Raw genomic sequence first — 26,981 nt, forward strand, 5'->3', positions numbered from 1 at the left:
TCTAGCTTGCTCAAGTAAATGATGATTTATCTGTTTATTAAGAGAAATTCTTTCATCAAAAGCTTTTAATATATTTACAATTTGTGACTGTACCTCTAAAGAGGGAATATCCAACTCTAAGGCGTTTAAAATTGCGGTTGTAAGGCTAGGTACTGCACTACCTACATTCATACTTGCTAGATTAAACATTTTTAACTTATAAAATAGAAATTCAGGCATTAAAATATTTTCGTCTATCTCAGTATAAAATAAAGTATCTACTGTCCAAAATGGCTTATTGGCAAAGAATAAATTTCCTAACGAACCTTTTCGTGGAATTAAAACAGATTTTTTATCATAAAGTGCGGTATCTACATATCTCATTATGCCACCTGAACCATAGACTGGGATATTCCCATCATCTAATTTTTTGTGGTCTTTACCATATCTTATCTTGGCAACTTCGCCTAGCTTATATCTCAAATCCAATCTCCTCCAATCGTTGTTTGATTTCTTCTTCTAGGACATGAGACTGTTTAAACAGTTCAGACAGTTCTGTGGTTAAGCGTTCCATCTTCTCTTCAAAGGGTTCGCTATCTTCTTCCTTGTCTTCAATTCCAACATAACGTCCTGGTGTTAAGATATAGTCCTGCTCAGCAATAGCCTTGGTCTCAACGACAGCACAAAAGCCTTTTTCATTTTCCAATGTTCCTTCTTGGAAGGCTTCAAATGTCTTAGCAATCTTTTGGATGTCATCGTCCGTAAAATCTCTATGTTTACGGTCAACCATGTGACCTAGATTTCTGGCATCGATAAAGACCGTTTTTCCTTTTTGCTTTTTATTCTTAGAAATAAACCAGAGGCAGGCTGGAATAGTCACACTGTAAAAGAGTTGGGCAGGGAGTGCCACAATACCTTCAACCAAATCATCCTCGATAATAGCTTTGCGAATATCCCCTTCGCCACTTTGCGTAGATGATAGTGACCCATTTGCCAAGACAAGACCAATTTTACCATTGGGCGCCAAGTGATGTATCATGTGTTGTATCCACGCATAGTTAGCATTACTATCAGGAGGTGTGCCGTACTTCCAACGAACGTCATCTGCTAGCTTATCTGCTCCCCACTTCTTCAAGTTAAAGGGAGGATTTGCCATGATATAGTCCGCCTTGAGTGTCGGGTGTAAATCGTTGGTAAAAGTATCTGCTTGATGAGGTCCAAAGTTAGGTTCAATACCGCGAATAGCCATGTTGATTTTTGCCATTTTCCACGTATCGGCATTGGCTTCTTGTCCGTAAATGGAGAGATTGTTAATATTGCCGCTATGATTTTCAATAAATGTCTCTGATTGGACAAACATACCGCCAGAACCACAGGCTGGGTCGTACACACGACCATTAAAAGGTTTTAAAATCTCAACAATTGTTTTAACAATGCTTGTTGGTGTGTAAAATTCCCCACCATTCTTACCTTCATAGGCAGCGAATTGTTCCAAGCAGTATTCGTATGTTCGACCGAGCAAATCTTTTTCATTACCATGATCATATATGTTGATATTTGTAAAAATATCAACGACTTCGCCCAGTACACGCTGATCCAAGTCAGGCGAGGCATAGACTTTAGGCAGAACACCACTCAGCGATTTGTTTGCACGCTCAATCTCACGCATGGCATCATCAATCGCAAGACCAATTTCAGGGGTGTGTGCTTTTTCCGCAATGTAAGCCCATCTTGATTTTGGTGGGATAAAGAAGATGTTTTCAGAAACGTATTCATCGCGGTCTTCTTCAAATCCTTCATCTTCTTTGAGAAGATAATTATATTTAATCGTAAACGAATCGGAAACATACTTTAAGAAAATCAAACCAATGATCACTTTTCGATAATCAGCTGCTGAAATATGACCACGTAAAGAATCTGCCGCATCCCAGAGCTCCTTTTCGAAGCCAATATTAGCACTCGTATTTGTATTTGCCATTTTACACTCCCAAATTGTTTTGTTTCCTCTATTATACCATTTTCAAACCCCTATCTCGAACTATTTCTCAAGGGGGTTGGGGATTCTCCCCAAAATAAAAAACGAACATCACCTCAAAAGGGTCACACTGACCTTTGCTGATGTTTGTTTTTTACGATAGTGTGTATACACTATCTGAGCTCGCAAAGACCTTTTAACATTCTAAGGACATAACCGTACTTTATACGGTGCCGCACATTGTCCGTACAAGGATTTTTTATGACGACATAATAAAAAACACTGACCACCATCAGCGTTTTTGCTATCTTATTTTAAAACTATGCTGCCAAAATTACTGGAGTACTATCACTTCTTAGCTACTCGTTGCTTATCTTCCCTGATTTGCTTCTCTACATGTTCTACAAGTTCCTCCATCAGCTGACCTAATTCCATCAAGTCTTGCGGAGAGATTTTCCCAAACTGGGTCGCACTCTTGGCAATAGAATTAATTGTTCTGCCAATAAATAGCAATCTATTCGTCAGAGTCTGATATTCCGGAAAGCTTACTAGCCATGTTTCAAAATCAGGTTTCAACAATTGCTTTCTAGCAAAAATAGAAAAGTTTGAGAAGCCATCTTGCTTCATTCGATTTAACAATTTTTGATTTTCTTCTTCAGATAAAAAGACTTGTTTAATAACGTTTCTAATTCTCCTTTTAACCATTAAGCTCCCTTAGATAATAATTTTCTTTTCTTCTGCTTGTAGTAATGAGTTAACTGCTTTTCATAATTTGAAACTAGCCTTCTGCTATACTCTATAGCTCTGTAAGCTTGAATATTTTGAGACTGCTCTGCAATACTTGATAACTGCCTTAAATTATTTTCGACACGTCTTAAAGAATAAATCAATTCCTCAAACTGTGATTCATCAAATTGAATAAAAAGTGACGTTTCCTTAAAGAGCATCCGACGAGCATAATTAGAAAATGACCCTAATCCTGTATCGTTTACTAACCGATTAAGGACGTCATTCTGCAATTCCGTCACATAAAACTTCTTTAAAATATTTCTGACACGTTCAACCATGACGAACCATCCTTAAATACTTATCTGCCTGCTTAGTGTCATAACGTTCCAACTGTTCAACTAGTTCTAAATAGTCAGTTAATATTCCTTCTTCTAAATCAGGAAAATCATTTTCTGAGGTCTTACAAATGATTTCAATCTGATTGGTGATTTCTCTAATAGAAAAGCTGTAGTCCTCTGACTCCCCTTCATAGTCTCTCTTGAGAGCCTGATAGCGGTCGTACTCCTCTTGTGACTTAAATCCAGCCACTAACATATTTTCTAATTGATAATATACTGTCATCACTAGTTATCCTTCTAATCTTTCCATATATCCATAGCTGCTATGAAATCTTCAGATACTTCCACATTTGAAATTTCTAATGGACGGTAGTCTTTTTCAGACGCTATCACTTGGTCAGCAGTTATAAACCCTCTAGCTTCCCAATTCATTAGTATCCCTTTGACATAACTCATGTTTTGTTTTTTTGGCTCAAGCTCAGCTGTTTTGTGAATAACTAACTGCAATAAAGAATCACTAACTGTTAATCCTTCTAGTAATACTTTTTCCTGTCGGGTTAATTCTCGATGCCATAGTGTTTCCATTAACCAGATGTCATCAGTCAGTCGTGATGAGATTGGATCATTATCTAATCCTATCTTATCTTGACTTAACTTATCTTTCCCTATCCTATCTTTACTTATCTTTAATTATATTGCGGTTCCCATCTGGATCCAGACTGGCTCCAACTTGGAGCCTAGTATTTTGAAGATAATTAATCAAGCGTGGACCTAAATTTAAATTCTCCAACAACTGATTATCCTTCAGATAATCTATAAGAAGTTGACGATGACTACTCGGTGTGTAACGATCTGCTTTGATGGTATTCTGCTCAAAGAAATCCTTGATAAAGTAAACCATTTCATTGTTTAACAAGAGTAAATACTGCTTAAGAGTTAATAAATTCAAACTGTCCTCATTAGCGTTGATCATTCGCATAACAGGAAAAGCTTCAACAATACCATCATCATCTGCATTGACTACCAAGTGACAGTAAAGCGCCTGCGCTTCAAGTGGCAGGCGTAAAAATCGTTGTGTCTGTACTACCGTTTTACTCAACATTCGTCTATTAGCCATCCTTTACCTCATCTTTCATATTGCTTCAACCAACGTGTAACCGCACGTTTATCGTACAGAGTCACCCCATCAATGACCATTGTAGGCATTCCTTCTCGTGTCCATTTTTGAAGGGTTGTCGTTGATACATCAAGCCACCTAGAAAGAGCGGCCATCCGAACCATAGGTTTGTATAGTTCTTTATCTTCTAGCGCTCTTTCAATAGCTGTAGAGACCATTTCATCATAATGTGCCCTTAACTGTTTTTCCAAAACTTTGGGAAGTTGAACAACTAAAGTCGCTTCTTCAGACATACTATTACCTCGTTTCCATTTCTCAATTAAATAAACTCCGAAATTTGTATATTTTATTATACATTTTAAATTATAAATACTTTTTGTATTCTTGTCAAGTGGTATTATACTTTTTGTATTAAATGTGGTAGAATATCAATTAGGAGGAATCTATGACTAATAATATAGCTAAACTTATAGAAGAAAGTGGCAAAAAAATAAAAAGTATCAGTGAAGCGCTAGATATATCCTACCCAACACTATCTAGCTATAACCAAGGAATACGAAAACCTAAAAAAGAGAATGCTCAAAAGTTAGCGGATTATTTTGGTGTTTCAGTGGCATACATCCTTGGAATTGACGAAGAAAAGTACGCTCCGTCAAATTTAAAAATCGTCACTGATAGTTTCAAGACATCTGAAATTACTTCTGTAACACCTTTTAAAAGCGATATGGAGAAGCTTAAGAAAGGAATCGAACTAGGAGAGATTCATTTGTCTATGCCCTTAAATGAAGGCTTCTCAGACGATTTTAGGCGCATTTTAGCTCGCTATTTGGTTAATAATGAAGAAGAATTCATGAAAATCTTCACTAAACACATGAATAGTTTAAAACGAGAATCAGAAATTTGGCAAACCTGGATTCAGACCGAAGAATACCGAATTAGACAAGAAGATCGACATAAAAAATAAACTAACAGTTTCTCAATTACATAAGCTCCGAAAACTTAGAAACGGAGAACTGTTATGTCTGTACACAAGTACCAATCTACAAAAGGAATCACCTATTTTGTTAAAGTTTACCTTGGTCTAAATGACTACGGTAAGAAAAAATATTATACTAAACGAGGGTTCAAGACGCGTAAAGCTGCCAAAGCTCATGAAACTGCTGTTAATCATCAGTTGAATAGTGGAACTTTTGTCCATATTACTGCTCAAACAACCTACACTTACCAAGAGCTTTATCAAAGGTGGTATGAAGCTTATAAAGATACTGTTGAAGCAACTACTGCAGTCAAAACTGCCGACCTCTATCGCCTACATATTCTTCCTGTTTTTGGAGAAAAGAAAATTTCAAAAATCAGTCCTTTAGACTGTCAAACCTTCATCACTGACAAAGCCAAGACATTCAAAAACATGAAGCAAATCAAATCTTATACTTCTAAAATATTTGAATTTGCCATTAATATGAATTATATTGAACGAAATCCCATGAGCAAGGTTATTATGCCTAAACTCAAAAAAACTGTCAGTGAGAACTATTGGACAGTTAACGAGTTGCATCATTTTTTGACAATCATTTTAGAAAATGAACCTTATAAACATTATGCACTATTTCGATTACTAGCATACAGCGGGTTACGAAAAGGAGAGCTCTACGCCCTTAAATGGGAAGATTTTGATTCTGAGAATCAACTATTAACAGTTAGCAAAAGTTTAGGAAGAATAGATGGCCATGCCATTGAAAAAGGAACTAAAAATACATTCTCTGTGCGCTCTATCTATCTTGATGATGAAACCTGTTCTATCCTCAACAAATGGAAACAGGAAACTAGCAGAGAAAAGTGGCAATTATCAGTACAGCCTCTTTCTCTCGACAAAGAATTTATGTTTACATACTGCAACCGAGATGGTGAGATAGAACCCTTACACGCTGACTATATCAACAATATTCTAAAACGTATTATACGTAAGCATAATCTTAAAAAGATTAGCCCACATGGGTTTAGACACACTCACGCAACCTTGATGATTGAAATGGGAATTGACCCAGTCAATACTGCTAAACGCTTAGGCCATGCAAGCAGCCAGATGACTTTAGACACTTATAGCCATGCTACAAAAGCTGGTGAAAAACAGTCAATTACAAAATTTGCAGAGTATCTTAATAAGGCTAAATGAACTAGATTTATTGCTCAGCCTCATATTGACCAAAAACCAAGTCTCGAAAGATTACCAAAAGGATTACCAAAGCACTTTTTTCATCAAAAAAGCACCTTGCGAAAACTTCGCAAAGTGCTCTGGAACGTTGATATAACTGAATATTAACGTTTTGAGAATTGTGATGCCTTGCGGGCTTTTTTAAGACCTGGTTTTTTACGCTCAACCATACGGGCATCACGTGTCAAAAGGCCAGCGCGTTTCAATGAATCGCGGAAGTCTGGGTCTACTTGCAAGAGTGCACGCGCGATACCGTGACGGATCGCACCTGATTGACCAGCGTAGCCACCACCTACAACGTTAACGAAAACGTCGTATGAACCTTGAGTTGAAGTAACTGCGAAAGGTTGGTTAATGACAAGACGAAGGTCAGCGTGTGGGATGTACTCTTCTACATCTTTTTTATTAACTGTGATTTTACCAGTACCTGGAACCAAACGGACGCGTGCAACAGCGTTCTTACGACGGCCAGTACCTGCATATTGTGCTTGTGCCATATTTTATGTGCTCCTTTCTCTTAGATCAATCCTGAAATATCTAGTACTTCTGGTTGTTGGGCAGCGTGAGTGTGCTCAGCTCCAACAAAGACTTTCAATTTCATACCTTGTGCACGTCCAAGAGTGTTGTGTGGAAGCATGCCTTTAACTGATTTTTCAATCAAGCGCACAGCGTTCTTAGAACGAAGCTCACCAGCAGAGATTTGTTTCAAACCACCTGGGTGAAGTGAGTGAGTGTAGTAGATTTTGTCTGTTGCTTTTTTACCAGTCAATTTTACTTTCTCAGCGTTAATAACGATAACGAAATCACCTGTATCAGTATGTGGTGTGAAAGTTGGTTTGTTTTTTCCGCGAAGTACGCTAGCAACTACTGCAGAAAGACGTCCAAGAGGTACATCAGTAGCGTCTACTACGTACCATTTGCGTTCAACTTGGCCTGGTTTAGCCATGAAAGTTGTTTTGTTCATGATTTCTCCTATACGAATTCGTTTCTGTTTACGATGTGGATGTTCCGGTCCACGAGCTATTTGAAGGGTTCCGGGGCCTTTCAAATGGGGTAAACAATACCGTCTACTATAATACCAAAAAAACAAGCCTATCGTCAAGCGATTTGAGCCTGTTTTTTGATTTTATTTTTTGCAAAATAGCAGAGCTGACTTCGTATTCGCTTTCTTCTAATCGTTCTCCCAGAAGAGCTCATCTAGTGTCTTATCCAATGCCTTGCAAATGGCAATACAGAGGTTGATGGTCGGATTATAGTCACCTCTTTCCACCGCCGCAATGGTCTGACGGGACACACCAACCAAGTCTGCCAAGTCTTGCTGGGTTAGGTCTTTGCCCGCACGTGCAGATTTTAATCGGAGGTTTTTCATTCTGAACTCCCCCATTTGTCTATACCAGCCTTAAAAAGTAGACAGAGTGTAAACATCAAAAAATAGAACAGCAGTAACACACTTATCAGAGCATTTTCTGAAAATTCCCAAAAGGACTGTCCTTGTCCAAACTCCATCCAATACTGATAAGTCCGATACAGATTCGTCACTTGCAACAAACTCATTGATAAGAAATTCAGCACTCCCCATAGCAAATGTTGTTTTTTAGGGAGAAAGTAGGCATCCTTCCAAATCCAATAGAGGATAGTTGTAAATAATCCTCCTGAAATAAGGATAAACGCTACAAGAGATGGCTTCATTAGAGAACCCAAACTATCCGCATTGCTCCACCCAATAACAATCAATAATAATAGGGTATAAAATCCGTATTTATATCCTTTGTCACGATGCATTTTTTGACGTTCGTCGTACCCATCACCCAATGCTTCAAAATCTTTAGCAATTATTTTTGCAAAGAACGCCACACCAAGAGCAATCAGTACAATGACCATGATACGATTAAACAGCATCTTACTCCTCCTCTCGTTTGTCGAGATAGTGACGGTAGGCAATCGAACTCCCAGTTACAAATAGGGATAGCCCCATCAAAACCATTGAGCCACTACCGCCTTGTGCAAAGAAATCTGCCCATCCAAGTCCAGCTACGACACTAGCTATAAGTGTCATTGCCACGACGATGACACCAAATAAAGCGATGGGCAGGGCAATGATTTTCCCAATTTTTCCAAAGCGTTTATCTACAAAAGGCGAGGCACCTTTTAAATTTGCATAAGCAACACTGATGGCCACTCCACCCCAGAGAGCCACAAAACTCATAAAACTAGCAGATACTAGAGGAAACAATCGGATCGTAAATGATTCTAACCATAAGACAAAAACCATGAACCAAAAACCAAGCTGGTAACTCTTGAGAACAAATTGTTGCTGTCGTTCATCATATACAGGAACTTTTTGCAACTGTCGCACTTCCTTGTCTGCAACATCTCCCCTGTCTATTTTTTCTTGAATCTTTTTAGCTGACTTTAAGCCCCAGACTAATAGGAAAAATAATATAGCCAGCAAAGTAAAACTAATCCATGCAACCCACCGAAAAGTAGAGGCATCTGATTTTACAGCACTAACGAAGGCAACAAGAGTCATGACTCCTACTACAAAAATGAACAACAACTGATTTTTAACAATATTTTGTTTGTTTTGCATCTTACTCGTCCTCCTTATTTTTTCTATCTCGCCACATACGGACACCAAGAATCAAGGCCGTTTGGAAGAAAAATACACTAATCAACAAGCTAGTATCTGCTCCTTCTTCAAGGAGATTTTCCAAGGAAATGGGAACATTCATCAACAGATAGAGCACTCCCATCGCTAGGAAATAAAATAAGCTAGATTTTGGACTGCTATGTCCTTCATTGATTGGAAAATAGGCACCAACCCAGATACAGTAACCAACCTGTATGCTGATACCGATGTAAAGCAATAAACTAGAAAACAAAGATAGAGACAGTGGAAGCCAGTTAGACAGGATAGAGCCCAAAACAATCATGCAAATCATGCCATAAAAAGCATAACGAAAGCTATTTCCACGTAGAATTTTTTGGTATTCATCATATTCATCTTTGACAATCAAGCCTTCCTTATGTAGTACATACACAAAAACCAATACAGCAAACAGAATAAGCAACATGCCAGCTACATTTTCCATTAGAAGTTCCTCCTTCTTTTTTACATCTCAAATATATCATATACCATTCTTTTTGTAAAGTATATTTTACAAAATGTAATGTAAAAGAGGACCATCCTATTGAATGATCCTCTTTTGAGTTTAGAATGTTAGTTTTCTTCTTTCTTCCACTTTGTCTTACGGATAAGGAAGTAGGCACCTGCTGCTACAAGAAGGGCTACTAGGCCATCTGCAGCGTAGAGCCATTTTTGCCACAATGGTGTGATAGATTGTACCTTCGCTGTTGAAGAAATACCATTCATCGCTAGACTGCGTGAAACAGAGTAAAGAGTGTGTTTAGAAGCTGTACGCAGTTGTGTCATCACTGTTGGATTCTTGGCATAATCGTCAATAGTCCAGTTATCTGTACCAGTATTGAGGTAGAGGTCTGTTCCTGCTTCTAGTCCACCACGAATGGCCATAAATGGAAAGGCTTGTGGGAAGGAAGCTTGGTCTGTTACGACAATTCCTTTGAAGTCCCATTCATCTCGGACGACATTTGTCATCAAGCCTTTGTGGTTTCCTGCCCAAGTCGCGCCAACACGGTTCATACCCGCCATCATTCCAAGCGCTCCACCTTCTGTCACGCTCTTTTCAAACGGAGCAAGATAGATTTCACGGATAGCCTGTTCATTGGCAAAAGTTAAGAGTGAGGCACGGTTTGTTTCTTGATCGTTGAGGGCAAAATGTTTGATAAAGGCAATCAATCCTTTTTCTGTCGCCCCTTTGGTAGTAGCAGCCCCCATTTGACCTGATAGGAAGCTATCTTCTGAATAGTATTCAAAGTTTCGACCGGAGAAGGCTGTACGGTGAATGTTCATGGCTGGAGCATACCAACCTGCAAAGTTTAGTTCTTCTTGCGCTAATGCGTCTTCTCCAATCATTTGCCCCATGTTGTAGAGAATGTCTTTATTCCATGAAGAGGCAAGGAGGATCTCTGAACTCCAAGCGTAGGTTTTTTCCTTGGTCGTCACACCTGTTAATCCTGCCACACCTACGTAAGCTGGTCCGTCTACATGGACAGTGGCGGGTGCTCCTACAGAAGAAACTGCCTGTGTTTGGTAACCCCCAATACGAACAAGATTGTACATTTCTTCCGCACTGAGTTGGTCCATGAAAGTATCCCAAAGCGGATCGCTGAAGTCGACTTCACGCATCATGGCCAATGTCAAACCATTCTTGGCATCTGTTGTTGGCATCTTGGCTTTTTTATGATCTGTTCCTTCTGGAATAGCTAGACCTTTTTGCAAGTCTTCTGTCAATTCAAGTTTGTACTGTTTTGGATATGTTTTTTCCCAGTCACTTCTTGAAAGATAGGTAAAGTCTTTGTCATAGGTTGCCATGTCTGCATCTGCAAATTGGTTTTTGATTTCATTGCCTGTTGCTTCAGATTTGGCAAATTCATCGCTAGAGGAAACTTTTGTTTCAACTGTTAGGTTTGCTTGCCCTTTGCCAGAGAGATTTTCAGCCCCTTTTTTCGCTAAGATATTGTTGATAGCTCTGTGAGCATCTGTTGCGGCGGTGAAGTAGTATTGCCCTTCTTCGACGATGTACGTTCCCTCACCATCATTAGCTGTTGCATCGTACACTTTAAGATTTTCTTCATCCACTGTAATTTTGACAGTTTCTGATTCACCTGCTGCTAGTTCTTTGGTTTTACCGAAACCGACCAATTGGACAGCTGGTTTTTCAATGCCTGCTTCTTTATCATAGTCCGTATATGGAGACTGCATGTAAATTTGTACGACATCTTTACCAGCTACATCACCTGTGTTAGTGACTTTTACTTCAAAAGTATAGCCATCGCCATCTTTGTCATCTTTCACCAACTCATGGTCGAATTGAGTATAAGAGAGACCATATCCAAATGGGAATTGGACTTCTTTTTCATATTGCCATGTTGTTGCATCTTTAGCTGTCACGCCAACATTGGCATCTGCCTTCCCTTGTTTTAGAACAGCATCTTCATAGCGGGTTTCATAGTATTTGTAACCAACATAGATCCCTTCTTGATAGACAACGTAATTTGTTCCACGTGGGTCTTCACTTTTAACAGAATTAGCACCAAAATTAACAAAGGCCGGTGAACCCGTTTGGTCATAAGCATAAGTGCCCACTAATTTACCAGATGGATTGATACTACCATTTAAAATGTCAGCAAGAGCGTAGAGACCATCTTTCCCCGGGTTTCCAATCCACAAGGCTGCATCAACACCATAGTCCGCTTCTTCTAAGAAACCAAGGTCAATGGGATTGGCTGAATTAACCACTAAGACAACATTTTCAAAATTGGCTTTTGCATATTGGAGCATCTCCTCTTCGTTGTGAGTTAATTCGAGGTAATGACGGCCAATATCTTCCTTAGAATCAACTGGATCAGAGTGGAATTTCCCAGCATAACCTTCTCCGTCTAGGGCTTCTAGGTAGGATTCATCATAGACTTTTGGTAGATCAGAAGATTCCCCTCCTGAACGAGAAATGGTGACAATAGCAGCATCAGAATAGTCTTTAAAGCTATTTTTCTCTTTTTCACCCAAGAGATTCATGCCAGCTTCGTGGATGACATAACGACCGCTTCCTGCTATATCTGGGACGTCCATCTTGATATCTTTTGCGGCACCCTTAGTATAGAAATCCCACATCGTACCATTGACTTCAAAACCACTACTTTCTAAGGCTTTCTTCATGGATGGTACTGTAGAAGTGTCAACAGCACCTGATCCACCGCCACCATAGAGGATGTTGTTGTTTGACACCCCAAACAAGGTCACTTTGCTACCTTTTGCAAGAGGGAGATTATTGTCATTTTTAAGAAGGACAATGCCTTCTGCTGCGGCATTTTTACCAGCTTTAGAATCGGCTGTCAAGCGCTCCGCTTCTGAAGCGAAACTCTTTTTAAAATAATTTGTATCTTCCTTCTTATCCCCATCTGTAATTTTGTAGGTCGTATGACCAAAATAAGTAGAGAGAATCGGACTATACTTAACAGCGTAATAGTTTCCCACCCCTGTCGCAATCGCTGCACCACAGAGTAGGGTCAATCCTGCAATGGCAATCGGTTTTTTGATTGTCTTTTTCATTGGATACTCCTTTTGTAATCGTTTTTATGAATCTACTGTATCACATTCTCAGGATGTAAAGGAATTTTCATCGTAAGTGGTAGATTTGTTTTCATAATCTGTCCTTATGGAAAATGAACCTCTCCACTAGAGGAGTCTGTTTTTTGGTATAATAGGATTAGAAAAACGTTTTCTTTTTTAGAAAAGACCGTATATGAAAGGATACGTTCCTACAGTAGAACGTAGAAATATGCAATGACCTATCGAATTGCCCTTGTCGATGACCAAGTCGACATCACAGAAGAATTAGCTGGATTTTGTCAGCGTTTTGCACAGGAGGAAGACTTAGAGGTTTCTGTCCTACAATTTAATTCAGCAGAAGTATTTTTGGATTATTTTCATGAATTTCAAGGAACGGACCGTTCTTTTGATTTGATTGTCCTTGATATTGAGATGGGAGCAATCAATGGAATGGAAGCTGCCCAACACATTCGGAAAGAAGATGAGATGGTCAGTCTCATCTTTGTAACGAGTTTGGCTCAATATGCCATTCAGGGCTATGCAGTGGATGCTCTTGATTTTGTCATTAAACCAGTGGATTACGACAGTTTCTCCTTCCGCTTGGAACGGGCTTTGCGAGCTTTTAAAAAGCAGGTGCAAAAGACTGTCCAACTGCCGTTCAACAAAACAAACCTCTCGCTCAATATAGAAGATATTTTATATATTGAGGTATCTGGGCACCAGTTAAGTTACCATACAGTAACTGAGACCTATGTCACATCAGGATCCCTCTCAACCATTGAACAACGATTACCATCCCATCTCTTTGCAAAACCTAGTCAAAGTTTTCTGGTCAATCTAGCCCATGTGGAAGCGATACAGGGAAATGATCTGCTACTTGCAGACCACACCATTCCTATCAGTCGCTTGAAGAAAGCTAGTTTTCTCCAAGCCTTTTCAAATTATATTGGAGGTTTTAAATGACAGCCCTCGAATTATTTGAAGAATGGCGGTTTTTACTCGAACTGATTGCTGCCATGCTTGTCTTTATCCTTCCTTATCAACCATTTCATCAAGAGACGCGTCGACGGCTATTACTTTCCAGCCTCCCATTACTGGGCTTATCTATTTTCTATTTTGTCATTAAAGAATTTGCCCGTTTTTTAATTTCTACCTTCTCTCCCAGTACCTCAGAAGCTCTTTTGATTCGTATTTTTCTATTTGTTGGCTGGTACCTTGCTATCCTATCAATAAGTTTATTTGTCATGAAGTGGGTCTTTCAGATTTCTGGAAAAGATTTAATTTTCATCGCCGTGGCGAGCTATGCCTTGCAGCATATTGCCTTTGTCTTCATTCATGAATTACTGGCCCAAGCTTTATGGGTGGATCTTTCACAGAATGTTTTCCTGTACCTCATTTTCACTATTCTCACTGTCACCATCATATATCGTATTGTTCTGCACTATTTTAAACCAGAATTGCAACGTTACGCTCAGAGTAGCCTAGTAAAATCTACTACCAGTCAAAAGGTATACAGTGTCATGCTGATTCTCCTGATTTTACAGGCGTTTTCTAGCCAGCATATTTTCAATACAACGACCGGACCCGAACGCTACATCAGTGCCTTATCAAGCATAGCACTCTGTGCCTTAATCCTTTATGCACAATTTATCACCCTGCACGCTTCAAGTCTATTAGAAGAACAATTCATCATGGAGCAACTCTTGAAAGAACGCAAAAAACAATATCAAGTGGAAAAAGAAGCCATTGACCATCTAAACTATCGCTTACATGATTTCAAAAATCAAATTCTGGCATTAAAGGAGCTGGACCATCGTGAAAAGGGACATTATTATGAAGAAATACTTGGCAAAATTATTGATTATGACCACACGCTAAATCTAGATAATGAATCCCTCAATACATTGATGACTCAAAAATATCACTATTGCCAATTGCATCATATCCAACTGACACATATGGTCAATAGTCAGGCTATAGATTTCATCAAGGCAATCGATCTATATGCTATTTTGGGAAATGCTCTAGACAATGCCATTGAATGTGTTGAACAATATAAGAATGAAAAAGACCGACAAGTCAGTCTGCAAATCAAGCAACACAAACAGTTTTTGGTCATTGAAGTCGCGAATAAACTCTTAGAACCTGTCAACTTGGATACTGAAACCAAATTACCTAAAAGCAGTAAATCTGATCAGCTGTCACATGGTTTTGGGCTGAAAAGTATCCAAGCAACACTAGAAAACTATAAGGGATGGCTGACAATCAATTCAGCGCACTCCTCTTTTGTATTGACCATGATTATTCCTATTCCGCAAAAAAAGGCTGATTAATTTCAGCCTTTTCGTTTATCTTGCTTCTTTCCCCACGGTAAATACTGCCAGCGTATCTGGTCCAACATGGGTGGCAATGACGGGACCCAGCGGAAGAATCAGGACATTGTCGATGTTTGATTGCGCTAATAATTGCTCTTTAAGGCTTTCTGCGCCCGCCAAGTCATTAGCATAAGCAACAACAGCTGTGCTGGCTGCTAAATGTTGAGTTGCTTTCGCCAACATTTCTTTCATTGCCTTTTTTCGACCGCGAACTTTGGCAATCGGCACCAGTTTCCCTTCCGCATTGATAGATAAGAGAGGTTTAATATTCACGAGTGTCCCTAAAATAGCAGAGCTTTTTGATAGACGACCGCCTCGCATCAAATGATAAAGGTCATCCACTAGGAAATAGGTCCGTAAACGAGGTAAAACCTCCTCAATCATAGCCTTGGTTTCTGCTAACGTTTGCCCTTCATCACGCGCCTCTGCTGCCAAGATAGAAAGGTACCCTTCTCCACCAGCCGCCGCTAGAGTATCGACAATCTCAATGACAGCTTCTGGAAATTCTTCCAGCACCATATCACGCGCCATGACAGCACTCTGATAAGTACCTGAAAGAACGGATGAAAAAGCTAGATAAAGCACATCTTCCCCAGCTTTGGCATGGCAACGAAAGGCTTCTTCAAACTGCCCCACATTGATTTGACTGGTGGTTGGTTGACTGCCTTGCTTCATCTGTTCTAACAAGACCTCACTGGTCAGACGATTTTCACCTACTGTCTCATAGACGATTCCATCTAAGGTGATGTGCAAGCCTAAAATTTCGACATCATGTTCTGTTGCCCATTCTTCGTTTAAATCTGCTGTCGAGTCCGTCATCAATTTAAAACTCATTTTTTTCCTCATACTTTCAACTATTTTGAATATCAAATCTTTTTTATTATACCAAAAAAATTCGCAAAAAGCGAATTTCGTTTTATAATTCATCTAATAGATCTTGTAATTGAGACAATTGCCCCTCATCCCAAGGACGAAGGCGAGGCTTGTATAGGTCCATGGTTTGAGACAATTTATCCAGTTCAGATTTGGTGCTGTTAACCCGTTTTTCCAACTCTCTAGCAGGGACACGAAGAGCTCCTTGCGAAAAAACTGCCCATTGCTCATTAAGATCGCTAGTCGCCACCTCCACCAAATGAATGGCGGTATTTAACTCGACAGCCATACGCTCAATATAGGCATCAGCTGTTTCTTCTTCCTCGGTAAAAATGACTTCTACCTTATATTGGTCATAACGCTGCCGAACTCCTGGCACGAATTGAGCATCAAAAACACAGGTCACTTCAATATTTTCAAAATGAGCATAGTTATTGAGCTTACGCAGGAGGATATTACGTGCTTCATCCAATTGATTTTTCTTAAAAAGCTGACGGGTTTCCTGCCAAAAGGCAATCATATTGTACCCGTCTACAAGGAGAATTTTCTTCTTCATGATTGTCCTTTCTTCTTTTATAATTTATTTCGGAAGACTTCGTACATGAGAATAGCTGCTGCGACGCTGGCATTGAGGCTCTGTACATGCCCATCCATCGGAATAGTAATCATCTCATCCACCTGCTTTTTAATATTGGCAGAAATGCCTTTACCTTCATTTCCGATGATGAGGGCGAGCTTGCCAGCAGTATTCCACTTGTGGCTTGGCGTGCCGTTCATATCTGTTCCGAAAATCCAAAACCCCTCTTCTTTTAACTTATCTAGCGTTTGGCTGAGATTGGTCACACGGGCAATCGGAACGTGTTCTACCGCGCCTGTCGAGGTTTTGGCAACAACAGGTGTCACGCCAACTGCACGGTGTTTGGGGATAATGACACCAGCTACTTTTGTCGCATCAGCTGTTCGCAAAATAGAGCCAAGGTTATGGGGATCGGTCAAACCATCCAAAATTAGCACAAGTGGATTATCTTCCTGCTCTGCTTTTTCTAAAATCGTCGATAATTCTGCATAGGCAAATTCCGATACGCGAAGGACGAAGCCTTGGTGGATGCCATTATCGGTCATCTCATTCAGCGTTTTTTTAGGTGTCCATGAGATAGACACCTTTTTCTCTGTAGCTAGTGCCTTTATCTTATCCACATTTTTCCCACGCAAGTCATCCTGAATGTAAAGCTTGTTACCTGTGTGGGCCTGCAAACTTTCTGTTACAGCATGAACACCATAGACGATGTCTGATGACTCAAGGTTTGTTTTTCTTACTCTTGTTTTCATGGCTCTATTATACCATGAAACTAGCTCACAATTCCCTTTTTACCCACTTTTCTTTCAGCAATTCAGAACAGACCCCATTCACTCATTTTTATGTTACAATAGCTTCATTACTTCTCGAAAGGAACATCCATGCCTCTTTTTCAACGAACGATTAAACTCATCTTGGCAACTGTCCTAGCAACATATCTGGCAAACTGGCTTGGCTTGGCCTATGCAACCTCAGCAGGAATTATTGCAATTTTGAGTGTCTTAGATACTCGGAAATCGTCTCTAAAAATGGCCATCAATCGCCTCTTTTCTACTCTTTTAGCGCTTGCCATCGCCTGGTTGACTTTCCGCTTTTTTGGCTATGCATTATGGACCTTAGTCATTTATATGGCCTTCTATGTCCCATCCGCTTATCATTTCAAATGGGAAGCTGGTATTGCTCCCTCAACCGTCCTTGTCACCCATCTCCTCCTTGAAAAAAATATTAGTCTTGCATTTTTGGGAAATGAGCTAGCGCTCTTTCTCATCGGAGCTGGCCTCGCTCTCCTCTTTAATCTCTATATGCCGTCTCAAGAGAAAAAAATCCTTGCCTACCACGAAGAAGTCAAGGACCTGCTCAAGCAGATTTTGCTCCGCTTTGAGTCATTCTTGCTCAATGGGGATGGCCGAAACGAAGCTACACTCATCAATCAGCTAGACCAAGTCTTGCAGGAAGCCTTAGCAGTTGTCTATCTTGACCGCCACAATCAAGTATTCAACCAAACCAATTACCAAGTCCATTACTTTGAAATGCGGATGGCACAAAATAAAATCTTACGCAGCATGGCACAGAATATCAATCGCTGTCAATTAGAGAGTCGAGAAAGTGTCATCCTGGCCAGCCTCTTTGAACGAACAGCTCAGCAATTAAGTAGGGAAAATCCAGGACATGAATTGTTGCTTGATATCGAACTCTTCCACGAAACCTTCCGAGAACGACCCCTCCCCCAATCACGACAAGAATTTGAAACGCGGGCCACACTCTTTCAACTCCTCCACGATATGGAAGCTTTTATTCAATTGAAAGTGAATTTCTATCAAGAATACCACGAAGAATAAGTTTTTTAGTATCGAAAGATGCTCCATCACTGACAACATATGATAAAGTCGCTAGAAAAGGACATTCTAGCGACTTTTCTCATTTCTAGCTAGCACTTGAAGCGGAAATCAGATTTCCCTATTCAACTTCCTCCTGCTTTTTTTTAAAACGAATACTGTTTGACCAATGCATCTACCTCCTGCAGTGTGTTAACGAATTCTTTTGGAGAAACAGCAGCCTTTAATTGGTCACAAACATCTCCATCTTGAATCCATTCTTCATACGGAATAGCGTTGATTGGCAAACTCTCCCACCCATCAAACACCCCCATTTGTTGATACAACGCGAGATATGTTTCACCAACCTCACTCGGTTTATGTTCCAAAAGCAACTGAACGACTGTCGCAAAGGCCAACGAGGCAACAGAATCTAATTGGCATAGCGGCTGAGTCTGCTTTCTAATAATCCGCTGTATGCTATAGGCAGGTATGATCCGTGTCTGTTCGCTTACTAAACCACTTAGAATACTGGCTTCTATAATGTTCTCTAAAGCAGGGGTTCGTGCTTGTCGTTCACAATCAACCAAAGCCTGCACCCCTTCATTAAAGATAGTCTCAGAGCAAGCTTGGGCAAGACAGCTAGAAAGGAGTATTCGGAAACTTTTGTCCACTTCCGTTCCTCCCAACTGGTTTGGCACTTGCCCTCCTAGACTATTTGCTAGGGCACCTACGATACCAGAAACAAATGACTGCTTCGGCGCACGGCAAATGACCTTCGTGTCCACCAAGACGATCTCGGGGACCTTGCTGAAACATGATGTCTGGTCATAATTTCCTTCATTAGAGCAGAAAATTGAAGCTATTTTGGTTACCGTAGTAGCTGAGGCAATCGTTGGGGCGACCACAACTGGAAGATTAAAAAGATCTGCAATTGATTTAGCTGTGTCAATCACCTTTTCCCCACCGATGCCAATGACCACATCACTTGCCTCTGCAAGAGCTACGATACAATCAATTTCTTTCCAAGCAGCCTCTCCATAAAATTGCCCTACCGTCACTAACAATCCATATCGCTGCAAATAGTCCCGCCACCTTTTACCAACAACTGGATACACCTCTTCGTCACAGAGTAAAACAGGGCGATTCCCCAAGCTCAAAATTGTCTTCGCACTGGTAAACAAAACATTCTCCCCTTGAATATAACGAGACGGACTCACAAACTCTCTCATCTCCAACCTCCTGTGTGTTTTTTCACAAATAAATATGAAAAATATCCTCAACTGGTTCTTGCCAATTGAGGATACTTCTGTTATAACCTATCTTTATGCTGGCACATTCTCCAATCCGCCGCAAAATCATCGACAGCTTTCTCAATAGATGGCATAGCGAACACAGCTTCAAAGACATCTGCTCCTGCTGTAATGGACTGGGCGCCTTGTGCTAAAGCTTTCGTCACTTGTGAAGCATTTTTAAAGCTTGCAGCTAAAATCTTGCTAGAAGCATTCGTACGCTCAATCGCTAGAGCCAGTTCGTGAATCACCTGCTCAGGATTAATATTCAGATTTTCCATACGATTGTAGTATGGAGCAAGATAATCCGCACCTGCACTGATAGCCAGCAATCCCTGCATGGTCGTATAAATTGCTGTCGCAGTCACATTGTAACCTTCTGCTTTTAAGGTTTTAATGGCAGCCAAGCCAGCTGGCGTTACAGGAACTTTGATATAAACTTGCTCATCCGTTTGTTCACGAATTTTAGCCGCATCTACTAAGATGCCTTCATAATCTTTGGCAACAACCTGCACATGTAACGTTGCTTCCATACCAATCACTTCACGCACATCACGAATTCGTTGGAAGAAATCAATTTCTCCTTCTTTTTTCGCAATGCTTGGATTTGAAGTGACCCCAGCAAGTGGCAAAATGTGATGCCATTTTTTAATATCTTCTAAATTTAAGGTATCAAGTAAAAATTCCATCCTCTATTCTCCTAAAGGGCATGCTCTGTACGGGCAATAATATCATCCTGAGTCGCTTTTGAAAGCACATTGAAGAAGGCAGAGTAACCAGCAACACGTACAATCAAATCACGGTGTTTTTCAGGATGTTTTTGTGCATCAATCAAGGTCTCACGAGACACCACATTGTATTGGATGTGATAGCCGTGTAGTCGATTGAAGAAGGTTCTAAGAAGAGCAATGAGTTTTTGTTTATCTTCTTCTTTGGCAAGGGTCTGTGGGTTCACTTTTTGATTGAGTAGGACTCCACCGACAATTTCTTCTGTTGGTAGTTTAGAAACGGATTTCAATACCGAAGTCGGACCTTTTTTATCCATATTATGTGATGGTGAACAACCTTCAGCTAGCGGTGTTCCTGCATGACGACCATCTGGTGTTGCTAGGGTACCACGACCTTGACCAACATTGGCTGAGATAGAAGAGGTTCCTGAATAGCGAATACCTCCAATTGGACCACGACCATAACGGGTATTTGGATATTTGGCGATTTCATCAACATAGACATCGTAGCACTCGCGTACAAGACTGTCTGCATAATCATCGTCATTTCCGTATTTTGGTGCATCACTAATGAGCATTTGACGAATTTCTTCACCACGCTCACCCGCATAGTCACTTTGTAGTGCTTCCCACAATTCATCGGTGGTGAGACGTCTTTCCTCAAAGACTAATTTTTTGAGCGCAGCCAGAGAGTCAGAAAGGTTGGCAATACCGACCTGCAAGCCAGAAATGTAATCATAAACCGCTCCGCCTTCTTTCAAATGCTTACCCCGACCGATACAATCGTCTGTAAGAGCAGAGCAAAGAATATCTGGCACTTCACGTTCAAGACTGATGTCAATGGCATTTTCCACAATAACACTCATGCGTGTGAGGTAACGAAGATTTTTATCCCATGCTTCTTTGAGCTCTGCGTAGCTCTTCATATCTTTGAAATGGCCATAGCCCGGTGTGAACCGCTTGCCAGATGCTGGGTCAATGCCATCATTCATCGTAATCAGCAAAATTTTAGGGAAGTTGATGTAACTCATGCCTGTGCAACGATAACCCCATTTCCCTGGAACCGCTGTTTCTACGCAGCCAATCGCTGAATAATCGAAAGCGTCATCTTCTGCGACACCTTTTGCAATAAAGGATGGGATAATCACTTCATCGTTGTTAAAGGCTGGCATCCCAAATCCAAGTTTCATGACTTCAATCGCTTCATTCATAAATTCAGGATCCAGACCTGCATGGTAGCGAACAGTTAAGTTTGGTTGGGGCAAATGCGTTTGCGCTACAGATTTTAATACCAAGAAGGATAATGGATTAACCGCATCTTTCTTATCACGCGTTTGCCCACCAATCGTCACATTTTGGTAAAGAGGACTTCCTGCAGATGAGAAGGTATGGGCCTGACTACGCACCTTATTAATCGTAATGGTTTTAATCCACAGGTTGGTCAACCGCTCTACAATTGAATCTTCTGTTTCACGACCTGCTTCCAAATCAGCCTTCACATATGGATACATATATTGGTCAAAACGACCATAAGACAATGAATGCCCATTTGACTCAATCTGGAGAATACACTGGATGAACCACACGGATTGAACGGCTTCCGCAAATGTTCGTGCAGGATAGTATGGCACGCGTTCACAGATAGCCGCTATTTCTAACAATTCTTTCTGGCGTTTCGCTGTAGCTGTCTCTGCCATTTCCTTGGCTAATTGAACGAAGCGATTAGCATAGGTCTTCACCGCATCAATCGTAATCAAAATCGAATCATAAAAATGATATTTATCAATACTTGCAGGATCTGTCAAATCCAGATTTGCCTTCGCTTCACGAGTGCGTTCTTCAAACCCAATCAGACCAAACTCAAGCAGTTTTTGGTAATTAACTGCTAAGTGAGCATCTCCTGAGTTCATCTTTCCTTCCATACCGAAGAAACCTGTCTCCATGTAGACAGACACTTCCTCAGGGAGCATGGCACCTGCACGCGCACGCAGGTTGTCGTTTTCCCAGAAAGGGGCAATCTCGCGCAACCGCTCTTTGGTTTCTTCTGTAATATAGAAGACATCACCATCACGTTTTTCGAAAAGATCCAATTCGTTGAGGACAAACTCAAGCGTATATTCAGGGAAGATGGGGGCATCCTTGTCAGACGAGGCTTGATTTCCGACAATCATGGTTTCGTCATCAATGTATAGTGACATTTTTTCCAAAATATTTTGAAGCATATAGGCACGTTTCAAGACGTTTGGTTTTTCTTGATGCTGACGGTAGCTTTCCGTCGCTAAAATGGCACGTTCTGCATCAATATAAGGTTTTTTATCCAAGACCTTATCACGGTAAGCATACATGCGTTCGGTTAAGTAACCAAAATGTTTTTGCGAATTTTGCTGAACATCGTTTGTATAGTATTGTGTTAAACGTTGAACTGTCATGACAGCCTCCTTTTGTTTCGTTTGAAATTATATTCGCTTCTTTCGTAAACATAATACCATGATTCTGTTCAAAAAACAAGGCAATTCTCATCTGCTCAAAAGCAATTCAAAAATTGCACATTTGTGCATTTCCTCCTTCTTTTTTCAAAAAATAGATTTCGAAACAATCTCTGTTTATCAATAAAAGGGATTTGGCCATACAATACCAATCCCTTTTTCTGTTACGTCACACCAGTTACGAACCTTTCATGCTAGCAAAACTGTCCATTAGGATGCTTGTTCTGCCTTTAACGCAATGTTATCTTGAATCTTAAAGAATGGGAAGTAGACAGCTGTGGATACTGTAAGAACAATGATTTGCACAACTGCACCTTGCCAACCACCTACCATAAATCCTGAGATAATAGCCGGTGTACTCCACGGAAGAGTCACACCAGAGAATGGCTGCATAAAGCCAATTGCAATCGAACCATAAACAATCAGCGCTGCAAGAATTGGTACTAAAATGAACGGCAAGAACATGACAGGATTCATTACAATTGGGAATCCAAACACAACAGGCTCATTGACATTAAAGAGTGCTGGAAAGGCTGCAACTTTACCGAGCGCCTTATACTGTTTTGATTTCGCTGCAAACATCATCGCAACAACCAAACCAAAAGTGATACCTGATCCTGACAAAATTAAGAAACTATCTAAGAATTGTTGGGTTACAATATGCGCACCATTGTCTAAAGATAATTTTCCAGCAGATAACAAGGCTTTATTAGCATCCAAATTTGATAAGAGTAAAGCTGTTACAATTCCATTTACTACGGATTGTCCATGAACGCCAAACCACCACAAGAAGGAAATAAAGAAGGCAATTCCAATTGCACCATAGAGGGAGCCTGTCAAACCTTGCAACGGCACTTGAATAATGTCGTAAATCATTTCAATGAAGGTTCCGCCTGTAGCGACTTTTGCGATAATATACAAAATCATTGATAACAAAAAGATAACAAAGGCAGGAATCATGGCTTCAAATTGTCTTGAGATGGCTTGTGGCACTTGGTCAGGCATCTTAATCACAATATGGTGTTGAATAAACCAAGTATAAATAGCACCTACTGACAAACCAATCAGAATAGCACCGATAATTCCTTGTCCTCCAAACCAAACCTTTGCAATGGCATCACCAATCGGTTCTCCTTGAGCAGGAATATAAGAAGATCTCAGCAAGATGAAAAATGATGACAGGGACAAAACGCCAGCTGGCAATGGTTCAACACCACTATTTTTCGCATAAGCATAACCAATTGAAAAACAGGAAATCAAGCCCATAATCGCAAAGGTCCCTGAGTACACTTGCATGAATGGCTCTGTCCATTCTGCTCCAAAAATACCTGCAATGGCGTGATTCAGTCCTTCAAATGGCAGTTGCCCTAAAATAAGGAACAAACTTCCAACAACTGTCAATGGTAGAATCGCCAACATCCCATCCTTGAGCGCAATGATGCCTCTCATATTCACAAATTTCATAATGGGTGTAATAATTTTTTGAGAATTAAATTGTGCCATGTCAACCCTCTCCTTCTATTATGCAAGCAAGCTAAGTGCCAAATTCAGCACTTTTTCACCATCCAGCATGCCATAGTCTGCCATCGGAATCACAGCAATTGGCACGCCATGTTCTTTACAGATAGCTTCTGATTGATCCAAGGTATAGGCAACCTGTGGTCCTAAAAGAGCAACATTCAAGTCTCCAACATGATCTGATAAATTTCCTTGAGAATACGCATCGATACTGGCTTCAATCCCTTTTTTCTCAGCTGCCACCTTCATGTTATTCACCAACATTCCAGTTGAAAATCCTGCAGCACAAAACAATCCAATTTTAATCATATGACTTCTCCTTTTTTATTCGTATGTGATAATGGTTTCATCTATTTGAAGATACTGGTGTATCCTTAACTTGCCTGTAATTCCTTACGTAAATCAATGATTTCCTTAATCAAATTAATCTCTGTAATCGTCGTCATTAAATGGTCTTGTGAGTGAACAAAAAGAGCTGTAATCTCCGTTTTTGTCCCCCCAGCCTCCTGTGCCAAGAACTTTGTCTGTAGGTTATGTGCTTCAATCAGTGCCTTGTCTGCTAATTGAACTTCTGCCTTACTTCTGTCAAAGTCCCCTTCTTTCGCAAATTTCAGCGCTTGATAGATATGCTGTTTCGCATCACCAGCATTTAAAATCAAGCCCATGATGATTTGATCTGCTACAATGATTTCCATCCTTGTTCTCCAATCTTTCTTTATTTTACGAGCCTGATGAGCTAGTCAGACTCTTTTTTCTTTTGTTCGTAAACAAATCGATTTCGTTTGACATTATTACTATACCACTCGAAGCAAGCGTTTTCAATATTTTGTCGCTCTTTCTTTTTTTTAGCACTTTTGTGCAATTTTATATTTTTTCTGTGCAACAGAAGAAACAGCTATTAGATACAAAAATTGCCCACGGTTCTACCGTAGGCAATTTGTTATACACTATTCATCGTTCATTCCTAGAAGAAACTTATCCTGATCTAAAGCCAATACCTTCAAAGCTGTTCGCTTATCTGTCACCAAGTGATTGACATAGCCCTGTCGGATGGCAGCTAAGATAGCGGCCGCTTTTTGCTCCCCAAATGCAATACCGATAATCTTAGGAATGTTCACAAAATCATGTAACGAAATCCCAATCGTCCGATCTTGCAGCCCCTGATGAACAGGGTTTCCATCCGCATCAAAGAAACGACAACAGATTTCTCCGACCGCATGTGTATCGGCTAACACTTGATAATCTGACTCCGTCAGTAAATCACGCCACTGACTATCTGCTGACCGAACAGGCTCGCCACCGATTCCAATAATGGCAACATCAATTTTCTTCCAATATTCTCGTAACTTTTCAAAATACTTGGACTGGTAAATACCGTTTGCTAACAGTTGACTTTCTTGAATCACGATTGAATTAATGAACAGCATTTTTGCGTGAAAAGATTGGGATAATCGATAAACAAGGCTATTCACATGAAAACGAACATTAATATGACTAGGTCCCCCATCAAGCGGGCAGATCATGATATCTTCCAAGGTCTTCGTCCCAATTTTATCAATTGTTTTGCTTAATGTAGAGCCCCAAGACAGGCCAATGACATCTCCTGATCGGACTGTACTCTTGACTAATTCTGCTGCAGTATTGGCAAGTCTATCTAAGCCTTCGTCTATCGATACACCTTCTGGAATATCCACTAATTCAACTTTTTTTAGCTTGTATTTCTGACGCAAATATTCTTCCAAGGCAAATAATTCGGCATCAAATTCTTTAATCGATATCTGAACAATCCCATCTTTTTTAGCCCGTTCCAACATCCGACTCACAGTGGTCCGATAAATCCCCATTTCTTCAGAAATTTGGGCCTGATTTTTCCCTTCAATATAATAAAGATAGGCTACTTTTGCTAATACTCTCTTTTTCTCAGTATTCATATCCCACACCGCTATCAAGATACTTGTACTAATTTTTCAGCAAGTTGGTGTTTCACTTCATCAGGGACATCTTGATCTGAAATCACATACGAAACTTGGTCTAGCGAGAATTGATGAACAAGACTCAATTTTTGGAACTTAGAAGAGTCTGTCAAGATAATTAAGTCATCTGCATGAGCTGCCATGCAATTTACCACCTCACCCCGCATCAAATCTTTACACATGAATCCACCCTCTTTAGAAAATCCATCTGTTCCCACAAAGAGCTTTTGAACATGAAACAATTGGATCATTTCTTTCAATAAGGGACCAACCGTTACTTCTGAATTATTTTGGTATTCTCCTCCCAATAAAAAGACACTACATGAATCATATTGACGAAGGTAATTCGCAATAAAACAAGAATTCGTAATAATGGTCACATTCCGACGCTGTTGACAGATAGCTTCTGCCAATAGAGCGCAAGTCGACCCCGACTCAATCATAATAGTGTCGTTGTCCTGAACCAGCTCTAGCGCCTTCTGGGCAATTCGCTTTTTCAAATTGTAGTGATACGAAAGGCGCACATTCAAGTCATCTCCGCTATTTAACACAGCATAACCATGCTCCCTCCGCAACAATCCCTTGCTTTCCAGTTTATCAAGGTCCTTACGTACCGTCACCTTTGAGACCTGCACTAGCTCAGATAGGGTATTAACATCGATACGTTTTTCCTGACTAACCAATTGAATAATTTTTTCTAATCGTTCCATAATTTACCTCTTTACTGATACTATCATAGAATAAATTGTTTAAAAAGTAAACAGCATTACGTTCGTAATTGAAAAAGTTTCGTAAGTGTGGTACA

31 protein-coding genes are annotated in these 26,981 nt (G+C 40.2%); 5 read left to right on the plus strand and 26 right to left on the minus strand.

Going from position 1 to position 26,981, the window contains the following annotated elements:
* The 8 genes from A3I9_RS12800 to A3I9_RS0109880 all read right to left on the minus strand — a co-directional run.
* Nucleotides 1-462 (minus strand): restriction endonuclease subunit S (locus A3I9_RS12800; RefSeq protein WP_042361677.1); only part of this gene is annotated, 462 nt, incomplete at its 3' end.
* Nucleotides 452-1,957 (minus strand): class I SAM-dependent DNA methyltransferase, encoded by a 1,506-nt coding sequence (locus A3I9_RS0109850; RefSeq protein WP_018378864.1) that lies wholly within the window; start codon nucleotides 1,955-1,957, stop codon nucleotides 452-454. The genes A3I9_RS12800 and A3I9_RS0109850, both read right to left, overlap by 11 nt.
* A 345-nt stretch (nucleotides 1,958-2,302) precedes the next feature.
* Nucleotides 2,303-2,659, minus strand: coding sequence for a hypothetical protein (locus tag A3I9_RS0109855; protein WP_018378865.1), 357 nt, complete (start codon nucleotides 2,657-2,659; stop codon nucleotides 2,303-2,305).
* The gene (locus A3I9_RS0109860; protein WP_018378866.1) at nucleotides 2,659-3,021 is read right to left on the minus strand and encodes a hypothetical protein; all 363 of its coding nucleotides are present in this window, start codon (nucleotides 3,019-3,021) and stop codon (nucleotides 2,659-2,661) included. The genes A3I9_RS0109855 and A3I9_RS0109860 overlap by 1 nt, the downstream gene beginning before the upstream one ends.
* Nucleotides 3,014-3,304, minus strand: a complete 291-nt coding sequence (locus A3I9_RS0109865) for a DUF5962 family protein (RefSeq protein ID WP_018378867.1) — start codon at nucleotides 3,302-3,304, stop codon at nucleotides 3,014-3,016. Before A3I9_RS0109865 ends, A3I9_RS0109860 begins: the two co-directional genes overlap by 8 nt.
* Nucleotides 3,305-3,318: 14 nt before the next feature.
* Entirely contained in the window at nucleotides 3,319-3,606 is a 288-nt protein-coding gene (locus A3I9_RS13885) for a DnaD domain protein (RefSeq protein ID WP_018378868.1), read from the minus strand.
* Between the two features lie 91 nt (nucleotides 3,607-3,697).
* Nucleotides 3,698-4,138: a hypothetical protein gene (locus tag A3I9_RS13890; RefSeq protein WP_018378869.1), complete on the minus strand. Its 441-nt coding sequence runs from the start codon at nucleotides 4,136-4,138 to the stop codon at nucleotides 3,698-3,700.
* A gap of 8 nt (nucleotides 4,139-4,146) precedes the next feature.
* A complete protein-coding gene (locus tag A3I9_RS0109880) occupies nucleotides 4,147-4,431 on the minus strand; it encodes a hypothetical protein (protein ID WP_001287945.1) in 285 nt (94 codons plus the stop codon).
* Nucleotides 4,432-4,583: 152 nt separating this feature from the next.
* Here A3I9_RS0109880 and A3I9_RS0109885 point away from each other — a divergent pair, with 152 nt between their 5' ends.
* Complete coding sequence (locus A3I9_RS0109885; RefSeq protein ID WP_018378870.1) at nucleotides 4,584-5,102, plus strand: helix-turn-helix domain-containing protein; 519 nt, start codon at nucleotides 4,584-4,586, stop codon at nucleotides 5,100-5,102.
* Between the two features lie 54 nt (nucleotides 5,103-5,156).
* Nucleotides 5,157-6,311 (plus strand): site-specific integrase, encoded by a 1,155-nt coding sequence (locus A3I9_RS0109890; protein WP_018378871.1) that lies wholly within the window; start codon nucleotides 5,157-5,159, stop codon nucleotides 6,309-6,311.
* Between the two features lie 143 nt (nucleotides 6,312-6,454).
* Here the strand turns inward: A3I9_RS0109890 and rpsI are convergent, their stop codons facing one another.
* The 7 genes from rpsI to A3I9_RS12810 form a co-directional block, all read right to left on the minus strand.
* A complete protein-coding gene (gene rpsI / locus A3I9_RS0109895; RefSeq protein ID WP_018164140.1) occupies nucleotides 6,455-6,847 on the minus strand; it encodes a 30S ribosomal protein S9 in 393 nt (130 codons plus the stop codon).
* A gap of 20 nt (nucleotides 6,848-6,867) precedes the next feature.
* Nucleotides 6,868-7,314 carry a 50S ribosomal protein L13 gene (gene rplM, locus A3I9_RS0109900; protein ID WP_018378872.1) on the minus strand — a complete coding sequence of 149 codons (447 nt, stop codon included), beginning with the start codon at nucleotides 7,312-7,314 and terminating at the stop codon, nucleotides 6,868-6,870.
* A gap of 207 nt (nucleotides 7,315-7,521) precedes the next feature.
* Nucleotides 7,522-7,719, minus strand: a complete 198-nt coding sequence (locus A3I9_RS0109905) for a helix-turn-helix transcriptional regulator (protein ID WP_018378873.1) — start codon at nucleotides 7,717-7,719, stop codon at nucleotides 7,522-7,524.
* Nucleotides 7,716-8,249, minus strand: coding sequence for a hypothetical protein (locus A3I9_RS0109910; protein WP_018378874.1), 534 nt, complete (start codon nucleotides 8,247-8,249; stop codon nucleotides 7,716-7,718). Before A3I9_RS0109910 ends, A3I9_RS0109905 begins: the two co-directional genes overlap by 4 nt.
* Nucleotide 8,250: 1 nt before the next feature.
* On the minus strand, nucleotides 8,251-8,940 hold the full coding sequence (locus A3I9_RS0109915) for a hypothetical protein (protein WP_018378875.1): 690 nt from the start codon (nucleotides 8,938-8,940) through the stop codon (nucleotides 8,251-8,253).
* Between the two features lies 1 nt (nucleotide 8,941).
* Nucleotides 8,942-9,442, minus strand: a complete 501-nt coding sequence (locus tag A3I9_RS0109920) for a hypothetical protein (RefSeq protein WP_018378876.1) — start codon at nucleotides 9,440-9,442, stop codon at nucleotides 8,942-8,944.
* A gap of 128 nt (nucleotides 9,443-9,570) precedes the next feature.
* Complete coding sequence (locus A3I9_RS12810) at nucleotides 9,571-12,540, minus strand: glycoside hydrolase family 3 C-terminal domain-containing protein (protein WP_018378877.1); 2,970 nt, start codon at nucleotides 12,538-12,540, stop codon at nucleotides 9,571-9,573.
* 234 nt (nucleotides 12,541-12,774) lie between these two features.
* Between A3I9_RS12810 and A3I9_RS0109930 the strand changes: the two genes are divergently transcribed.
* Both A3I9_RS0109930 and A3I9_RS0109935 read left to right on the plus strand, forming a co-directional pair.
* Nucleotides 12,775-13,503 carry a LytR/AlgR family response regulator transcription factor gene (locus A3I9_RS0109930; RefSeq protein WP_018378878.1) on the plus strand — a complete coding sequence of 243 codons (729 nt, stop codon included), beginning with the start codon at nucleotides 12,775-12,777 and terminating at the stop codon, nucleotides 13,501-13,503.
* Nucleotides 13,500-14,873: a sensor histidine kinase gene (locus A3I9_RS0109935; RefSeq protein WP_018378879.1), complete on the plus strand. Its 1,374-nt coding sequence runs from the start codon at nucleotides 13,500-13,502 to the stop codon at nucleotides 14,871-14,873. Before A3I9_RS0109930 ends, A3I9_RS0109935 begins: the two co-directional genes overlap by 4 nt.
* Before the next feature lie 15 nt (nucleotides 14,874-14,888).
* On the opposite strand, the gene A3I9_RS0109940 is transcribed toward A3I9_RS0109935, so the two are convergent.
* From A3I9_RS0109940 to rlmB, 3 genes are all read right to left on the minus strand, one after another.
* Nucleotides 14,889-15,749, minus strand: a complete 861-nt coding sequence (locus A3I9_RS0109940) for a DegV family protein (protein WP_026217434.1) — start codon at nucleotides 15,747-15,749, stop codon at nucleotides 14,889-14,891.
* Between the two features lie 82 nt (nucleotides 15,750-15,831).
* On the minus strand, nucleotides 15,832-16,344 hold the full coding sequence (locus A3I9_RS0109945; protein WP_018378881.1) for an NYN domain-containing protein: 513 nt from the start codon (nucleotides 16,342-16,344) through the stop codon (nucleotides 15,832-15,834).
* Between the two features lie 17 nt (nucleotides 16,345-16,361).
* Nucleotides 16,362-17,117 carry a 23S rRNA (guanosine(2251)-2'-O)-methyltransferase RlmB gene (rlmB, locus tag A3I9_RS0109950; protein ID WP_018378882.1) on the minus strand — a complete coding sequence of 252 codons (756 nt, stop codon included), beginning with the start codon at nucleotides 17,115-17,117 and terminating at the stop codon, nucleotides 16,362-16,364.
* Between the two features lie 129 nt (nucleotides 17,118-17,246).
* On the opposite strand from rlmB, the gene A3I9_RS0109955 reads away from it, so the two are divergent.
* On the plus strand, nucleotides 17,247-18,203 hold the full coding sequence (locus A3I9_RS0109955; RefSeq protein ID WP_018378883.1) for an aromatic acid exporter family protein: 957 nt from the start codon (nucleotides 17,247-17,249) through the stop codon (nucleotides 18,201-18,203).
* 143 nt (nucleotides 18,204-18,346) lie between these two features.
* Here the strand turns inward: A3I9_RS0109955 and A3I9_RS0109960 are convergent, their stop codons facing one another.
* The 8 genes from A3I9_RS0109960 to A3I9_RS0109995 all read right to left on the minus strand — a co-directional run bounded on the left by A3I9_RS0109960 (nucleotide 18,347) and on the right by A3I9_RS0109995 (nucleotide 26,886).
* Nucleotides 18,347-19,411, minus strand: coding sequence for an iron-containing alcohol dehydrogenase (locus tag A3I9_RS0109960; RefSeq protein ID WP_018378884.1), 1,065 nt, complete (start codon nucleotides 19,409-19,411; stop codon nucleotides 18,347-18,349).
* 80 nt (nucleotides 19,412-19,491) lie between these two features.
* Nucleotides 19,492-20,160: a fructose-6-phosphate aldolase gene (locus A3I9_RS0109965; RefSeq protein ID WP_018378885.1), complete on the minus strand. Its 669-nt coding sequence runs from the start codon at nucleotides 20,158-20,160 to the stop codon at nucleotides 19,492-19,494.
* Nucleotides 20,161-20,171: 11 nt separating this feature from the next.
* Complete coding sequence (locus A3I9_RS0109970) at nucleotides 20,172-22,628, minus strand: glycyl radical protein (protein ID WP_018378886.1); 2,457 nt, start codon at nucleotides 22,626-22,628, stop codon at nucleotides 20,172-20,174.
* A 267-nt stretch (nucleotides 22,629-22,895) separates the two neighbouring features.
* Complete coding sequence (locus A3I9_RS0109975) at nucleotides 22,896-24,188, minus strand: PTS sugar transporter subunit IIC (protein WP_018378887.1); 1,293 nt, start codon at nucleotides 24,186-24,188, stop codon at nucleotides 22,896-22,898.
* 18 nt (nucleotides 24,189-24,206) lie between these two features.
* Nucleotides 24,207-24,512: a PTS sugar transporter subunit IIB gene (locus A3I9_RS0109980; RefSeq protein ID WP_018378888.1), complete on the minus strand. Its 306-nt coding sequence runs from the start codon at nucleotides 24,510-24,512 to the stop codon at nucleotides 24,207-24,209.
* 65 nt (nucleotides 24,513-24,577) lie between these two features.
* Complete coding sequence (locus tag A3I9_RS0109985; protein WP_018378889.1) at nucleotides 24,578-24,898, minus strand: PTS lactose/cellobiose transporter subunit IIA; 321 nt, start codon at nucleotides 24,896-24,898, stop codon at nucleotides 24,578-24,580.
* 252 nt (nucleotides 24,899-25,150) lie between these two features.
* Nucleotides 25,151-26,134, minus strand: coding sequence for a sugar-binding transcriptional regulator (locus A3I9_RS0109990; RefSeq protein ID WP_018378890.1), 984 nt, complete (start codon nucleotides 26,132-26,134; stop codon nucleotides 25,151-25,153).
* Nucleotides 26,135-26,148: 14 nt separating this feature from the next.
* On the minus strand, nucleotides 26,149-26,886 hold the full coding sequence (locus tag A3I9_RS0109995) for a DeoR/GlpR family DNA-binding transcription regulator (protein WP_018378891.1): 738 nt from the start codon (nucleotides 26,884-26,886) through the stop codon (nucleotides 26,149-26,151).
* Between the last annotated feature and the right edge of the window lie 95 nt (nucleotides 26,887-26,981).

Origin of the sequence: Streptococcus ovis DSM 16829, assembly GCF_000380125.1 — a bacterium.
In the GTDB taxonomy this organism is placed as follows: domain Bacteria; phylum Bacillota; class Bacilli; order Lactobacillales; family Streptococcaceae; genus Streptococcus; species Streptococcus ovis.